Origin of the sequence: Nostoc sp. UHCC 0251, from assembly GCF_034932245.1 — a bacterium.
In the GTDB taxonomy this organism is placed as follows: Bacteria; Cyanobacteriota; Cyanobacteriia; order Cyanobacteriales; family Nostocaceae; genus Nostoc.
The window spans coordinates 1-16,111 of record NZ_JAYGHD010000375.1 but is presented as its reverse complement, the minus strand read 5'-3'; the positions used below and the strand labels follow the sequence as shown (position 1 = coordinate 16,111).

Sequence of the window (16,111 nt, the reverse complement as noted above, 5' to 3'; positions counted from 1 at the left end):
CCCTGCTTCCCCTGCTCCCCCTGCTTCCCCTGCCCCCTCTGCCCCCTCTGCCCCCTCTGCCCCCCCTGCTTCCCCTGCTCCCCCTCCCCGCGTCTTCTTCACTGTAATGACAAAAATTCTTCTCCTGTCGTGGGATGAATGCCTATTGTTTCATCCAAGTCTTCCTTGGTAATGCCTTTACGAATTGCCACACCAAGACTTTGAATGATATCTGCTGCATGTCCACCCACCATATGAGCACCCAAAACTTGCCCAGAGTCGCCATTTAACACTAACTTCATGGTGATTGGCTCATACTGTTCGATTAGCTGATACAACAGTGGTTGGAACTGGGTGCAGTAGCATTGTACAGATTCACCAAATTTTTCCCGTGCTTTCGCCTCTGTCATCCCCACACTAGCCGCTTCTGGACGGCAAAAAACAGCAGTGGGCACATAATCATAATTTAGTTTTTGCGCCTTGTTGCCAAAAACTGTATCGGCAAAGGCAATACCTTCTGCCTTAGCCACTGGAGTCAATTGCACGCGGCTGGTGCAGTCACCCACAGCAAAAATGTTTTCTTGGCTGGTGCGGCTATACTCATCTACTGTAATTGCACCATGTTCGCCAAGTTCAACATAGGCATTTTCCAAACCAAGATTCTTGGTATTTGGAGCGTACCCTGTGGCAACTAAGATGGTATCTGCTGTAATTATTTCTTGCCTCTCACCAGTAATAGTTAGCAAAAAACCCTCATCTGAGAATTTGATTTCTTGAACGGTGCTGTTAGTGAATAGCTTAATTCCGCGTTTACTCAAACCTTGTTGTACCGCAGAGCAAATGTCATCATCAAAGCCCGATAAAATCATCTCACCTTTTTCAATCACCGTCACTTTGCAGCCGAAAGCGTGCATCATGCTGGAAAATTCTACGCCAATGTAGCCGCCGCCAATAATTGCCAAACGTTTCGGTAGATAGGGTAGATGAAACATCTCGCGGGATGTGATGGCGTATTCTATACCTGGGATTTTGGGCTTGATGGGTTGCCCTCCCACAGCAATTAAAATTTTGTCTGCTGTAACTTTACGTCCATTGATATTGATAGTATGGGTATCGATGAAAGTGGCATATTCAGAAATTAGTTCAATTCCAGCTTTTTGCAATTGCTGAAAATAAGACTGGTTAAGGCTGTCAATATGCTGATGTACTGACTTAATAAATAATGTCCAGTCAAAGTATGTTTGACAGTCACTCCACCCATATCTGTGCGCTATTTGATTTTGCAGGGCGAAGTCAGCGGCGTAGACAATCAGTTTTTTAGGAACGCAACCGCGATTTACACAAGTCCCACCGACGGATTCTCGTTCGGCAATAGCGACACGTACACCGTAACTAGCTGCTTTTTTAGCTGCTGCCAATCCCCCAGGCCCAGCACCAATGACAAACAAATCGTAATCAAATGTCATAAAAATCTGTTCCTTTTTCACTTTTTGGAAAGCAGAGCTATTTCATCCCTTATAATTATTCAGATAAAACTTAATCTACTGTCTCTGGGTGGACAATTTGGGATGAAACCAGGCTGATATGTAGTAGATTGCCGCATTAATCACAATTACATCCAAAAGGAACAGCGTAGGCATCGCTCGATTAATACTAATTAATATTACATATTATTGACAAAAGGCATCTTAATTTATAGCACAAGAGTTAAAATTTGCGTAGGCGTAGCCCGTCGTAGACATCGCTTCCACCGGAACCTAGCCCATCGTCTAGTTTAGGCGGGTATGCGATCGCATTTGTATGCAGCAGCCATCTTGTAGAAAAACTGTAGAACCATGCACATGATTACGGTGAATCCAGCAAAATTTGCATCTTCTGTGAATCCTGCGTCATTCCCAAGTGCTTAAAACTATTAATAGTACAGGTCGGCGGAAATAAACCTACCAGTTTCATTACAGCTGAAGAGCCTATAATTAAAGCTTTTTGACTTTTGACCCTTCTCTGCGAGACGCTACGCGTTAAGCGTAGCTATGCCGCAGGCTTTACGACTGCGCTCAGGGTAAAGGTTGAGTGAAGCCGTTGGCGCAGCCTCTCGCAGAGAAGCCTTGATTTTTGACTTCCGCCTTGCGGTACTAGCCTAGCCAGCACATAACCCTTCCTGGCACTCAGGGCCACGAGCAATATGCGTATCATAAAAGACTTTTACCGCTGTAGAGTCGTAACGGTTAAGCTTCTGCAAGTAATTCCAAGCGGTGAGTGCAATTGCTGTGTCGAGGTTCAACCGTGGTGTTAGGATAACACGTGCGTTAAAGTTGCTCAAAGATCGCGCCTGCTGCCGTAGCTGGGACAACTTTTGATCTTTAATTTTCTTAGGATTGTAGCTAATAATCACCCCACCGTGCTCCAAATTATGGACTAAAAAACCATCGGCGGGTGGATCTTTGTATATACCCCACGCTGCTGGGTAGGGGTAGTGCGGCCCGGAGGTTGGTGGATTTGAGTTATAGGTGATTGAAGTACCTACTTCCACATGTTGTTGCCCCAAATCTGGGAAACGGATTCCTGGTAGTATTGTGCCAGGGTACAGCCCTGGCAACGGTGATTCAGGTGTTATTACTAAAAAGGGTTCGATTAAGCCCTTCCATTCTCGTATGTAATTCATCATTGAATTAGAAGTTGATGCGGTACTCGGTTGTGAAGAAGATTCCTGAGAAATCCCAGGCATATTTCCGAATACTAAAGTTATAGCGATCGTGCAGATCAAGCAGAGTGCCAATAAACCTGATTTAGCAAGTTTAATGTTCATATAATTAAATCAAATTGTAGATGTACTACTAGAATAACGTTCGGGTTGTGTTGCAAAAACTTTGATAAGAAACATTGATATTTGAACTATGCGTACAACATATTTCTATTACCTCGATATATGAATTTTTTGTATTTATTTATCTTTACAAAATTTGATTTTTTCCCTTCAAAAACCGCCCTTATAACCGTTTGGCAAAGCTATATGAAGCTCTGTAACAATATAAAATAAATGACTCTTGTTTCCGATAAATAAGCAAAATTTAGCTGTAGAGCATTAAAACAAACTTGCTTCCGTTACAAGTTATAATGGGAGCAGTTGCTGTAGAAAAGCCAGGTCATTAGTTCATCCAATTGGAAGTCAAAGCGGTAAACCAACAGTTGAACTACTTTTGAACTAAAGATGAGCTTACAAGCTGATACTGCTCTAGCACTCTAGATATATGAATAGTCAATCTCGGTCATCTATGACGAACAAAACTTTGACAAATTATTAACATTTGTTGAACAGTGTTAATTCGCTGTCTTAAATTTAACCAGTAAGATATTGTTTAATTAATTATTGGGTAGTTGAATAATTGATAAGCGATCGCTATCTTCTTTTTTGTCGAATGTTTGCGTTGTACTTATCAAAAATTACGCTAAATTTAATATGGCTAAGTTATATTACATTCTGTTGCCAGACAAGTATCTTGTTTATTCTACGGTGTTTGCGTAGGCGTAGCCCGTCGTAGACATCGCTTAGTTTTAGTAAGTATGCGATCGCACCTTTATGCAGCAGCCATCCTGTAGAAAAACTGGAGATCCTTTAGTTTGCAAATGATTACAGTAAATCAAGAAAAATTTGCATATCCTGTGCATCTTGTGTCATCCCTAATTGCTTAAAACCATTAATAGCCTTAGTTGACCATTCCTGAGCCTTCTCTACGCTTCCCCACTTTTTCTCCCAACGGGCAAAAGAACGTTGATAGCGAGCTAAACGCCGCTTGTTGTGAGTCATTTCAGCAACAGTGAATCCTTGAATTAATAACTTTTGAGCTTCTTCGCGATCGCCTTGTTCAATTGCAAGATCAGCCAGCCAATTGCTAGCAGAATTGATCACCCGATGCCAACTAATGTTTTCTGCACTTCTCATCACCTCTTGAAATAGCTGCTTTGCTAAAAGATATTCACCTTCTAAATAAAAGATTTCAGCCTGATGGTAAAGAACGGGAATAAAATAGCGGATATGCTGTCGCTCTTCAAGATTCGCCTCGATCACCAATTTTTCTTCTACCGTCAGCCAGTGGCGTGCATCTTGATAATCCTTTTGTCTAATTTTTAGCCTAGCCATACTTTCGGCTAAGTCAGCCTGAACGCACAAATCCGCATGGTCACGCAAAATCCATGTCCGCTGCAAAATTTCGTCTGCTTCTTTCAGACTCGCAGAAGAACACTCTCGAATTAGTAACCAGCTTTTGCGGACGATAATTTTTACAAAAGAAGACCATTCCCCACGGCGTTCTGATTGTTCAATGAGCCATTGCAGCCAATCTAGGCGATCGTCCCAGTAGGCGTAGACATTTGCATAATGGATCAAGAGCATCCATAAATCTCTAACTGCTTCATAGCGGTCTTGGTCTTTACACCAATAAAGTACTGTCCGCAGATTTGCTTCTTCTGGCTCTAACTTATTGTAGTGTATCCACTTTTCCCAATCTTCACCGGCATAACTGTGGGCAAAATCCAAATACCATTTAACCCACCTATTACGTGCTTCCTTCTCAAAATCTGGGTAAGCAGCCAATTCTGCTAAAGCGTACTCACGAGTCAGAGAAAGCATTTCAAACCGCTTAGTCTCTGGGTTTAGATTCACCAAGGAAAGTTGCTGCAAACGTGCCAAGCCATTATTTACAGCATCAGGAGCGGTTGTTAGTCCAGCAACCTCAGCCACAGCAGCGAGTATGGGAGAGTCAGGAAAAATCGCCAGTGACATCAGTAACTTGTGGGGCGACTGTCCCTTGATTCCTTGCACTGATTGCTCGAAACAAAAACAAGCTACATCATCTGTAGCCGAGGTTAATCGATCCAATACTGAGTTTAAAGAGTAGCCACTAGATACTTGACCGATCGCATACACAATCGCGAGAGGGATTCCACCAGTGTTTTTGTAGAGGAGCTTTGATTCCTCATCGTTGAGGGCTATACCTTTTTCTTCAGCTTGTTGTCGAATCAGCTGCAAACCATCATCTAAGGGCAAGTTTCGTAGACGAATCGGTAGCAAGGCAATTTGCTCACGGGTAGTAATTACCACTTTGACGCAAATGGGCAGATTATATAAAAACTCAATAACCTCATCTCTGTCTTCTATAGTCTCCATATTATCCACAATCAACAGTGTTCTTTGTCTCGATAGGCTTTGGCGCACACGGTCAAATTGGTCATTGGCAGGAGATTGAATAATTGTAGGATCGTCTAAAGCATTGGCAATTTCCCGAAAGATATCGCGCAGGTTACGCTGTCCCTGTTGCCGCCGCAATATACTATTGTTGGGAATAAGTTCTTGTTGTTTGGCTGAAGTGAAAATAATCGCCTCAAATTTTGGTGCATCAGAAAAGTTTTCATTACTGGCTTTTAAGCATAGGTAAGCAGCTGCTAACACCAACGCCGTTTTACCCACACCACCAATACCATGCACCGTGATGATATGAGCGCCATGATCCGGGGAAAGGCGTTTTAGTAGCTTATTCATATCCGGTTCCCGGCCAATAAATTGCGTGTAAGTTGGTGCTGGTAAATTGTGGGGAATGGAGCGGCTTTTGATCGTGGATACCACAGAATTTTTGCGATACCCATGTTTTTCTAGAATGTGGACAAGATTGCTGGACTTGACAGTGTTATTTGGTTCTCCTGTCAAAATTTCAATGTCCCGATAGATATTGCTTAACCCTGCTCTGACAACAGAATTGTCCTTGTGTAAATCTTGACCAATCTTTTTCAAGCTACACCCGCAGAGTAACCCAAGTAACAGGTCTTTCCTGGTACTTTGTCTATAACGTTTTTGAAGCATAGACTCTAAGTCAGTCAGTAGTCGGTTTATCTCCCAGCCCTGCAAAATCTTGCTATTCCAACTTTTAGGTAAATTCCAAGGTTCTGACTGACCTGACATAAATATCACCTAATAAATTTGTCATCAATGTGGCATTAATAACAACATTTTAACGAACAGGGGTTTGATAAATCACTAACATTTTTTTAACAATGTTAATTCCTGCCTGAAGTTTAATCAGTAAGCTAATTTATAAGTCTATTTTTTTCTCTAGTTGTTTAGAGGCTAGAGGCTCTCGACATACTACTTCTAAGCTCTAAAAATAGGCCCGGTTATTTTTTTCATAAATTACTCAATAAAACTATGACAAAGAAACCATTTAGTTTCCTAAATCTCTTGTTTGGGCTAAAACAATCCCGGCGTTATTTCCCAGAAGAAAGACAAGTCTGTGTATTCAATAAACGTCCCATATTATACCGAGACTTTTCGCCAAACTCTGCACAAGAATCAATTAATGAACTACAAGAACGACTGCAAGCTCAGGGTTTTCTCTCAACTCTTAGTGGTAAATTTGACTTAGAAACAGAAGAGGCTGTAATAAAATTTCAGAAAGCCAATAATCTTCAGGTGGATGGAGTAGTCGGGCCACTAAGTTGGGCTTGCCTTTTCTACCCAAGGCTTTACCGGAATCAGAAAAGTATGTCGCCAAAATTACAGAATGCTATTAAGGAACTGCAAACTATCCTTAATGAAGAAGGATTTTTCAAAAAAGAACCTGATGGATATTTTAGTAGGGAAACTGAAAGAGGCGTTAAACGTTTTCAAAGAACTTATGGACTGAAAGATGATGGCGTAGTTGGGGCTGCAACTTGGGCTGTATTAATGGGAATGCGACAAAAAATAGATAACAAAAGCTTTCTCCAGTTAGTTTATTTTCTATCGCCCCAATCCTGGTTTTTTTGTGAGCAGCTTTTAATGATCTCTTTCATTCTACTGGGTATTTATTGTAGCCCCATACCAGTAGCAAATGAACTGAAATGGAATATAGCCTTAGCAACTGCCTATGGACTCACCTGTATAGTGCCTTTTCTCTTGGAGTGTTTACCGCTGAAGCCCTCGAAGCACTCAAGTTTACCGCTTTTAGAATATGCTCCTTATGTGTTAACTGGTATCTTTTGGAAACCAATTATCGGTTTTTTGGGGACATTATTTAATTAACATTGAGTGGGTGAATAGATGATGAGCGATCGCTATGTTATTCTGTATCAAAAAAACTTGCGATGTCTACGATGGTCACTGAGCTTGTCGAAGTGCGGGCTGCGCCTACGCACATAGAAGACACCCTACTCTTACCCATCGCTGAAATAGAAAAACGACCATTCAAAAATTAAATCGCCTTCTTCTTTGCGTGAGGAGAAAATCAAAAACAAAGGCGGGTGCGGGGATTGAACCCGCTAATCCCCACAATGGTGGAGACGTAACCGATAACCTTAAATTCTCCGGCCCCGAAAGGCAAGTTGCGAACAAGGATAACCCGCCATGAAGCATGAAGGATAAAGTGTTTCATCCTTTACCCTTCAGCAATATCTACAATTCACCCGTAGCTAGCATCTGGATGATCCGAGGCGTACCTGGGTCGAACCCTGCTAAATCCCAAGACAGCAAATCTTCAGGATCTACCAAAGTAATTTGGTAAGGTGTCAAGGTGATATACACCGCCTTGACGTTGGGATTTACCTTTTTGCGGTACTCCTTCAGTGCTTGACTTGGATGTTTATACCCAGCCCAGCTTTCCGAGTCAGTCCAAAAGCAGACTACATCTGCTTTAAACTTATTCTTAATCATCCAGTCGTAAGCTACAGATGCATCCGTTCCACCAAAGTTTTGGTTGCTAGCTTTGCGAACCGCAGAACTAAAACTATCTTTGGCGGTGATACCTAATTCCCGGAATTCGGTAGCAAAGCCGCGAATCATGTAGTTTTTCTCTGCTTTTGCTGTCACCAGTGCCATTGTGGTGGCAATTTCACAACAAGTTAGCCCCATATCTGCAACCAAGCTACCCATAGAACCAGAAACATCTACGGCGTGCATGAACACTTTACCTGTGGGTTGCACAACATCAAAAGACAGTTCAACCGCCTTTTCTAATATGTCTACAATCCGAGGAACTGGATTCCAAGTTTTCTTACTGCGTCCTAATGTTCCACCAGATTCATAAGTCTTGAGTGCTTTCAAAACATCAATCGGATGGATGCGACCTTTACGCAAATGTTCTCTGCGATTAAGAACTGCTTCCACTTGGAGCAAATTAGCGCTTTCATCGGCTCGTAATACACCCAGTTCAGTTAAAGAACCTAAGTTACGTAACATTGCACCTATTGGCATTTCCTGAAATAGCAGCTGCCAAGCAAGCTTGTCCATTTTGCCTACTGGTGCAGCCATTTCGTGAGTTAAACGTCCTTGGGAAATAGCTTCATGGGTTTGGGTAGGATTCTGCTTTAGCCACTCATACCACCAAATCTGCGCCAATGCCTCTGAGGGAATATCTGCTGGCAATTCTTCCCAGCCTCTAACTACCCATTCAAATAGTTGACGGTGATTTTCTGTAGGCGGTTTGACATGGAACAACCGCAAGGCATCTCGGTGGGAAAAGCCTTGACGCTGTTGATATTTCAACAGTTGATAAGCTAAACCCTTGACATCTTCCCTTGAAAGCCAAGTTTTACCAGCTTCCCGCACTACTTTGCCAAATCCCCGCAGAGATTTGGTGTAGTTCAACCATTCGTAGAAGTGGCTACCGGTACGGACAACTTGCGGGAAGATTTCACCAAATGCCTGTTTTGCTTCTGCTGCTTCACCCATCGATAGCAACACTAAAGCCAAGATAGGGGCACTGTTATTGATGGCGCGTCCATCGCTAGCATATAGAATTTCTTCCGCTACACGGCCGGGATTTTCAGCAACAGCAAGTCTTACAACTGTCACAAAATCCTCAGTTAATTCCTGTTTACCAGCGTAGTAAGTGCTTTTTGCTGTGCCAACTAAAAGACAACGCCGCAGCATTTTCCAAATGCCGGCATCAAACATAAAGCCACCGGAACGTCCCTGAATCATTTCTGCTTCTCGTCCGGGGATAGGTTGATTTTGGGGTGTAGTTGTCTTTTTTTTAGTGAAAAAATTGTAATTCATGGTTTCATCTCCCGGCCCTTGCGGGCAAAAATGAAAGGTGGCGGAGCGGGATTTGAACCCGCGACCTCTCGAACCCTAATCGATAACCCTAATTCGTCGGCCTTTGCAGGCAAGGGGTGAACAAGGATGTTTAGCGCTCTACCAAACTGAGCTACCCACCACATGAAAATTTAAAATTCAAAATTCAAAATTCAGGAATAGATTTGGTGTAGTGGAGCGGGAATTGAACCCGCGACCTCCCGCTTGGCAGGCGATAACCCTCAATTCTTCGGCCTTTTCAGGCAAGGGTTGAATAAGGATGTTTAGGCGCTCTAACCACTGAGCTACCCACCACATGAAAATTCAAAATTCAGCACTCTATTTGCTGTAGCGAAGTAGGATTTTTACCTACACTTCCAGAAGTTTGATCAAGGGTGTTTTTGTTATATGCGATAACCCTCGATACGTCGGCCCTTTCGGGCAAGGTGGGCGCTCTGCCATTTGAGCTATCCGCTACTGGTGAAAGCTAACTCCCTCATGAAAGTTGACTTGTATTATTAATGTAGTATATGTAGTATTTATTGTCAAGAGGGTGGCAAGCTAATTTATAGAGTTGTTAGTTGAGTTAAAAATACTTTCATTTTCTCTGCTAAAAAACTTTTGCGCGTAGTTTACCGCCGTAGGCATCGCAGACCAAACCCTATAACACCTACTGAAAAAAGCTTTTGCCGGCAAATTTGCCGCAACTTTGCCAAAAGATACAAAAAAGTGTCCTAATTTTTGCCAATATAATAATATTATTTCCCAAAATTCACTTGGCAAAAATCGGCATGAGTGAGAAACCCATAGAAGATAACGGCAAGGCTTTTCTCGTTCTACTTTTGCCCATCTCGTTTTTGATTATTTTCCTGGTTGCCACATGGAGAATTTTACTAGCGCTAATTGTGCTGGTAATCGGCTTCAAGCTTTGGCAGGAATATCAATGGCAACAGTGGACTCATCGAGTTAACCCCATTTTTCATCAGTTAGTTCGCGAAAATCAAGGCAGACTTACGCCAATGGACTTGGCAATCAAGGGCAATTTTCCTGGAACAACGGCAAAACGCTACTTGGATGGTAAAGCCTCGGAATTTGGCGCTAGTATAGTGAACTCCGAAGAGGCGGGGCAGTCTTATTACTTTATAACTGCCAGCATTCTCGGCAATATTCTTGATAGTAGTGAGCCTGTTAAAGAACTTCCTACTCAACCAGTTACTAAAACAGCGCGATCGCTCCTAGCACCACCACCAATCCCACAGGAGGAAGAACCAGAAACTGAATCACTACCACAGCCAACCCATGAGTCAGCTAGACAATCGCTGGAAAAACAGTTAATTTTTGGCTCTCTGATCCAATCTGAACTTGCTAAACGGCTAAATGTCTATTCCAGCACAGTTTATAAACGGCGAAATGATCCAGAGTTTCCAGAGTGGAGTCGCAGCAAAGACCCTGATGGTATTGCCTGGACATACTCGGAAAAAACTAAGGAGTTTTTCCCAGTGGAGGAAGAAGGTTAAATAATTCATAATTCATAATTCATAATTCATAATTAGAATTTTTGAATTCTAAACCTACAGCTTCGTTGATGGAATTTAATCCGCTTTGTTCTAGTAGGACAAGTAAACCTGCTAGGATTCGGCGTACCATCAGTGGGCCTTCATAAATCCAGCCTGTATAAACCTGGATCAAACTAGCACCAGCAGTAATTTTTTCCCAAGCATCTTCAGGAGAAAAGATGCCACCAACGCCAATAATCGGGATTTGTCCTTGGGTTTGCTGCCAAATAAAACGAATTACCTCAGTGGAGCGATCGCGCAATGGTTCACCGCTAATTCCGCCAGCTTCTTCCTGGGGTGATTTGCCAGTTTGGTCAATTACCTGAGTTTTTAGTCCATCACGGCTGATGGTGGTGTTAGTGGCAATAATTCCTGCCAATTGGTAGGTTTTAGCAAGAGTTATGATGTCAGCGATCGCTTCCCATTCTAAATCTGGCGCTATCTTGACAAAAATTGATTTTTGTGCAGTATTTTCTTGTTGTAATAAATCTAAGATGGCACTGAGCATAGAAGCATCTTGGAGCGATCGCAACCCCGGTGTATTGGGAGAAGAGACATTAACAACAAAATAGTCTCCTAAATCCTTGAGTAAGCGAAAACTATCGAGATAATCCTGTGCGGCTGCTTCTAGGGGAGTCACCTTAGATTTACCCAAATTTATCCCTATGGGTATTGACTGGATTAACTTCTGCTTTTCCTGTGCCAAACGTGCCGCCATTACTGCTGCACCACTGTTATTAAAGCCCATCCGATTGAGAGCAGCTTTATCCAACGGTAGGCGAAACAAACGGGGAGGCGGATTTCCGGGCTGTGCGTGAAAAGTTACAGTTCCTAGTTCTGCAAAGCCAAAACCCAAATTAGACCAAATGCCCGCAGCGACTCCATCCTTGTCGAAGCCAGCTGCTAACCCTACGGGGTTGGGAAAGTTTAGCCCAAACAAATTTTGTTCTAAACGTGAATCGTACAGGCATAAAGACTTCTTTAAGCGTTGGTTTACCCAACTAGAAGGCGTTTGCGATAGCCAATTAAAACTGCGAATCGTCTGCTGATGTAACCACTCCGGGTCTGTTTTTACCACATTGAACAAAAGCGGACTAATTGCAAATTTATAAATATCCATTAGCTTTTATAAAGAATAACTCAAAAATCAGAAGTCAGAATTCACTCTGAAATTATGTACAAATGGGCAATGAGTATTGGTCACGAAGAAGGGTATAGGGGGTAGGGTTTAGGGTGTAGTAAAGACAGCATTGATCGGGGCTTGTACCCCTACCAATGCAATCGTCTTCAAACGACGGGGCTTGTACGCAAGAGGTTGTTGGGGCGGGATCTTCCCCTACACCCCACACCCCACACCCTACACCCGCCCCAACGGGGCTTGGTCAAAACCTTACCCAGAAGCAAAATCAGGATGATTACAGTTCAGGTAGAACAGGAAGTAACTCAGCAGGATCGGATGACCCTTATCCAAATGATTCGCCAGTTCAATCAAAATTTTTTTCCGTTGTCAGAGTGGCAACCTGTAGCAGTTTTTGCACGAGATGAATCAGGCTTGATTGTTGGTGGAGTTCTGGGCGAAATCGGTTGCGATTGGCTTTATATCAGAGTCTTAGTTGTTCAAGAAGGCTTACGTGGCAAAGGGATTGGCAGCAATATCCTTAAAGTTGCTGAAAAAGAAGGTCAAAAGCAAAACTGTGTAGGGGTTCATCTTGAGACATTAGACTTTCAAGCTAAGGAATTTTATGAATCTCAAGGCTACACTGTATTTGGTTTTCAAGAAAATTACCCACTTGGACATAAAAGATACTTCATGCAAAAGTTATTTTATTTTAGTTAAACATTCAGAAGGCAGCGATTTTAAGTTGTATAGTTCAAATCGCTAGAAAGACGCAAAGATGCGGAATGCAATTTGAATGACTATTAGCTTAATTTCTTATTAACCTGTCCAGATTCAATCTTAAACACTTGTGGCAATATTACTCAGGGTGCTTTTTTGGGCATCTTATATATTACAAGTTATGTTAACCAATAAATCAGATGGGGCAGCCACAAAAACCTATAGCCGCCGAACAGCAGATCCTCTCTTTAGGGCGCGTCCTCCAGAGCCTCAGAGAAGAAGATGATGTTGACGTTCTGATTGAAACTACTATTTCTTATCTTAAAGAACAGTTTGACTACAAACTGATTTGGATTGCTCTTTACGATCGCCTAAATCACATATTATTTGGCAAAGGGGGCATCACACCCGATCGTGACACGAGCTTTTTACGCCAAAGGGTTGTTCTCAGTCCTGGGGATTTATTAGAGCAAGTGGTAATTGAACAGCATCCCTTGGGTGTAGCTGATTTGCAAACTGAAGTTCGCGCTGCTGAATGGCGAAAAATGGCAGAAAAATTCCATATCAAAGGAACGATCATTTTACCAATTCGCTATAAAGACCGTTGTTTGGGTTTGCTGTTACTGGGTTCAGAACGTTGGGGTTACCTACTGCCAGGGGAAGCAAAAGCACGTTTGATGATGGTTTTAGGCGAATTGGGGGCAGTACTTTATCAAAATGAGATAGGTTTGCAGCAAAAGCAAACCAGGCGAACCGACGAGCCATTATTAGAATTGCTAGAAAATTTACGCACCCTCGGTAACTTTAATCAAAGACTAGAAGCAGCGGTGCAAGCAACTCATAAATTTGTCTCCCCCAGCCGGACAAATGTTTACTGGTTTGAGCGGGAAGGGCGCTACTTTTGGTGTCGGATGAGCAATCAGCTTGTCAAAATTGATCACAGCTCTAGTACTCAGCAAGCTGCGGGAATGACGGTACAAGAGTTGAGCGATTTTTATTATGCTTTAACAGTTAACCAAATTGTCTCGATTGGTGATGCACGCAGTTCTTTGAAAAGCCATTTTACGGCAAAATTACTGCAACGGCTGAAGGTGCGATCGCTCCTGGCAGCTCCGATAATCTGGCAAAAAAACTTGCTCGGTTTTCTAGCGGTCGAAAGCAATGAACCTCGAATCTGGGCGGAGACAGACAAAAATTTTGTCCAAGGTGCTGCTGGCTTAATTTCCCTGGTTGCAACTACCGAAAGCATGGAAAGCACTATCAAACAGGTTCAAGAGGATGCCCAACTAACTAGCCAAGTTGCTCAAGGTATCTATAGCGAACATGACCTTCAGGAAACTTTACACAGCTGTGCTAAAAAAGTTTTAGCTCGACTAGCTGCCACCCGCTTTCTGCTGTTGCAGTATGATCCTCAACAGAATAATTATCAATTTATTTACCAAAGTCAGCCCTATAATCGCCGACCGTTAACATTTGCCCTGAATTCTCTCAAAGAATTAGATGAACAGCTTTTGCAACGTTCAACTCAAGCGGTAGAAATTGAGAACTTAGATGAAGATTTACGCTTTTTTAACTGGCGTCCATTTTTACTAGAAAGTGGGGTGCGATCGCTACTTATTTGTAAATGCACTCACGCTCATATACCAGCAGCACTTTTGGTTATCACTCACGAAAATCATCGTTCTTGGACAACTCTGGAAAAGGAATTACTATGGGCCGTTAGTCAACAGATTGGTGTAATGGTTCGTCAGTGGCAATTACATAACCGCACCACCCAGCAACAAAAATCTTCTCAAGCATTTGAGCAATGCCTACGCGTCTTGACACAATCCCAGAATAGTAACGAGGTTGAAAACAAGCATTTAGAACGTACAGCACTTGAACAAATAGCATCAATTTTGTCCTGTCCCTTAGCAGTACTGCTATCCTGGTCGCCTGGTGAAAGTTGGGCGGAAATTATTCCGGGAGTGGTTGACAATAGTCAATTTGGGATTTTTTCCGATGCATCTATTTCTATCCAGGCTGAAGCCTTAATTCAGTGGGCCCTTGCTACGGAGAGTTATTTAACTTTAAAGGTAGATAACTTACCTCCAGAAACTCGAAAATGGTTGAATACTCCTGACAAAGGTCAAATTTTAGTAATGGCATTACGTACCAATGCTGATTATGAAACCACAGGTGTAGTTTTATTAGCAGACTATCAAGAGCGGCGTTGGTCAGAACAAAGCCTTGGTACGATCGCAGCTCTAATTTCTCAATTAGCTTGGTGGCGTCGTCAAAAGCAAATTACCCGACTTTTAGAATCCACAACAGAAGAATTACGCCAACTCAACTGGTACAAACATCGTCGCCTAGAAGAAATCCAGAGAATAACGGCGCTATCGCTGAAACAAATACATGATTTGGGTACTCCTGCTAATGAACTAACTCAGATGCGCTATCAGCTATTGCTGCGGCAATTAGACCAGACAGCCACCTCTATGAGTGGAATGCTGAAACTTGAGCATTGGCAGCTACATGTGAGTTGGGAAACTATGCCCATAGCCAGTTTACTGAAGCGATCGCTCGAACGCATTGAAAATTTGCTTAAACAACAAAAGTTGTGGATTGGTGTACATGGTTTGGGGCAACAGATTGAGGATCAAGAGCCGCCAAATAACTCTTCGTTAGCGAGAGGTGTTCTTAGCTCTAGCGCTCAATCTTCAATGGCGATCGCTGGTGATATTGTCAAAATTGAGTTAGTTATTCATGAATTATTGGTTACTGCCTGTAACGGTTCTCAAACCGGAGGCAGAATTGATATTTGGTGTCGTCGTTTAGATGCGTCAAAACCTTTAAATACAAAGCATTCTCCTGCAAGTGTAGGGGTTAATCATCAAACATCGCTAGAACTGTCGATTACATACAACGGTGCGATCGAACCACAGCTATTAACGGAGCTACATGATAATACGCCCAAAGATGTGCTTGCTCCCTCTAACCTTGACCAACCTCCAGCCTTACATCTGCTAATCTGCCAAAACCTCGTGCAGGAACTAGGAGGAGAGTTGAATTTCTATCAATTACCAGATAATCGGGTAGTTAGCCGCTTGTTATTACTCTTAGTTGGTCATGATTCTTAGTATTGTTTTTCAAAAAAGTGTCTGAAAATAAGATTTAGTTTATCAAACCTTATCCACAAAACATAATAGCCATCATTAGGATCACCATTCAAAAAACGTATTGCAACAGAAGTATCTAATGCAATCTCACCACTCATTTAAATCAACCTGACGACAATCAGCTTGAATTGCTTCTTGTAAATTAGCCGCCTCATCATCACTCAAAATACCAGCAAATTTCGCTAGAGGATGATGACTACGCGTTGTCTGAACCCGATGCAAAAAATCTAAAATTACTTTAATTAACTCATCTGGAACCTCTGCAAGTTCTTGGATAAGCTGCTCGCGGCTAGTCATACATTTGCCCTCTTTAGCACAGTTTATCGTCTAAATATTATAACGAATCAGTGAATCAGTCTCAAAATCAATTACACAGGTTTAGCGATCGCTCTTCGGCTACTATCCCAAAATTCTCAAGGTGATTATCAATTTAACGGTCGGTCAATTGGTAAAGACCGAGAACAAATTACCTTAGCTTTAGCAACTGGGAGCATCCACTTTCGGCGGATCTACTTTTTTAGATGAACCATATAGTAGG

At 42.4% G+C, this 16,111-nt stretch carries 10 protein-coding genes and 2 tRNA genes; 4 read left to right on the top strand and 8 right to left on the bottom strand.

The window, feature by feature from the left end; all coding sequences use genetic code 11:
• Nucleotides 1-98: 98 nt before the first annotated feature.
• The 3 genes from gorA to VB740_RS31665 all read right to left on the bottom strand — a co-directional run bounded on the left by gorA (nucleotide 99) and on the right by VB740_RS31665 (nucleotide 5,932).
• Entirely contained in the window at nucleotides 99-1,445 is a 1,347-nt protein-coding gene (gene gorA, locus VB740_RS31675) for a glutathione-disulfide reductase (protein ID WP_323203788.1), read from the bottom strand.
• 671 nt (nucleotides 1,446-2,116) lie between these two features.
• The gene (locus VB740_RS31670) at nucleotides 2,117-2,785 is read right to left on the bottom strand and encodes a DUF3105 domain-containing protein (RefSeq protein ID WP_323203787.1); all 669 of its coding nucleotides are present in this window, start codon (nucleotides 2,783-2,785) and stop codon (nucleotides 2,117-2,119) included.
• A gap of 822 nt (nucleotides 2,786-3,607) precedes the next feature.
• Nucleotides 3,608-5,932 carry an NB-ARC domain-containing protein gene (locus VB740_RS31665; protein ID WP_323203786.1) on the bottom strand — a complete coding sequence of 775 codons (2,325 nt, stop codon included), beginning with the start codon at nucleotides 5,930-5,932 and terminating at the stop codon, nucleotides 3,608-3,610.
• Between the two features lie 243 nt (nucleotides 5,933-6,175).
• Here VB740_RS31665 and VB740_RS31660 point away from each other — a divergent pair, with 243 nt between their 5' ends.
• Nucleotides 6,176-7,030, top strand: coding sequence for a peptidoglycan-binding protein (locus VB740_RS31660; RefSeq protein ID WP_323203785.1), 855 nt, complete (start codon nucleotides 6,176-6,178; stop codon nucleotides 7,028-7,030).
• A gap of 369 nt (nucleotides 7,031-7,399) precedes the next feature.
• On the opposite strand, the gene VB740_RS31655 is transcribed toward VB740_RS31660, so the two are convergent.
• The 3 genes from VB740_RS31655 to VB740_RS31645 form a co-directional block, all read right to left on the bottom strand.
• On the bottom strand, nucleotides 7,400-9,001 hold the full coding sequence (locus VB740_RS31655; RefSeq protein ID WP_323203784.1) for a TROVE domain-containing protein: 1,602 nt from the start codon (nucleotides 8,999-9,001) through the stop codon (nucleotides 7,400-7,402).
• Between the two features lie 37 nt (nucleotides 9,002-9,038).
• Nucleotides 9,039-9,162 (bottom strand) — tRNA-OTHER (locus VB740_RS31650).
• A 43-nt stretch (nucleotides 9,163-9,205) separates the two neighbouring features.
• A tRNA-OTHER gene (locus VB740_RS31645) sits at nucleotides 9,206-9,335 on the bottom strand.
• A gap of 475 nt (nucleotides 9,336-9,810) precedes the next feature.
• On the opposite strand from VB740_RS31645, the gene VB740_RS31640 reads away from it, so the two are divergent.
• Nucleotides 9,811-10,536 (top strand): hypothetical protein, encoded by a 726-nt coding sequence (locus tag VB740_RS31640; protein ID WP_323203783.1) that lies wholly within the window; start codon nucleotides 9,811-9,813, stop codon nucleotides 10,534-10,536.
• A gap of 19 nt (nucleotides 10,537-10,555) precedes the next feature.
• Here VB740_RS31640 and VB740_RS31635 read toward each other — a convergent pair whose 3' ends face one another.
• The gene (locus VB740_RS31635) at nucleotides 10,556-11,695 is read right to left on the bottom strand and encodes a quinone-dependent dihydroorotate dehydrogenase (RefSeq protein WP_323203782.1); all 1,140 of its coding nucleotides are present in this window, start codon (nucleotides 11,693-11,695) and stop codon (nucleotides 10,556-10,558) included.
• A 291-nt stretch (nucleotides 11,696-11,986) separates the two neighbouring features.
• Here VB740_RS31635 and VB740_RS31630 point away from each other — a divergent pair, with 291 nt between their 5' ends.
• Nucleotides 11,987-12,412: a GNAT family N-acetyltransferase gene (locus VB740_RS31630; RefSeq protein WP_323203781.1), complete on the top strand. Its 426-nt coding sequence runs from the start codon at nucleotides 11,987-11,989 to the stop codon at nucleotides 12,410-12,412.
• 200 nt (nucleotides 12,413-12,612) lie between these two features.
• Nucleotides 12,613-15,534 carry a GAF domain-containing protein gene (locus VB740_RS31625; RefSeq protein ID WP_323203780.1) on the top strand — a complete coding sequence of 974 codons (2,922 nt, stop codon included), beginning with the start codon at nucleotides 12,613-12,615 and terminating at the stop codon, nucleotides 15,532-15,534.
• Between the two features lie 126 nt (nucleotides 15,535-15,660).
• On the opposite strand, the gene VB740_RS31620 is transcribed toward VB740_RS31625, so the two are convergent.
• A complete protein-coding gene (locus VB740_RS31620; protein ID WP_323203779.1) occupies nucleotides 15,661-15,870 on the bottom strand; it encodes a hypothetical protein in 210 nt (69 codons plus the stop codon).
• Nucleotides 15,871-16,111: the final 241 nt, after the last annotated feature.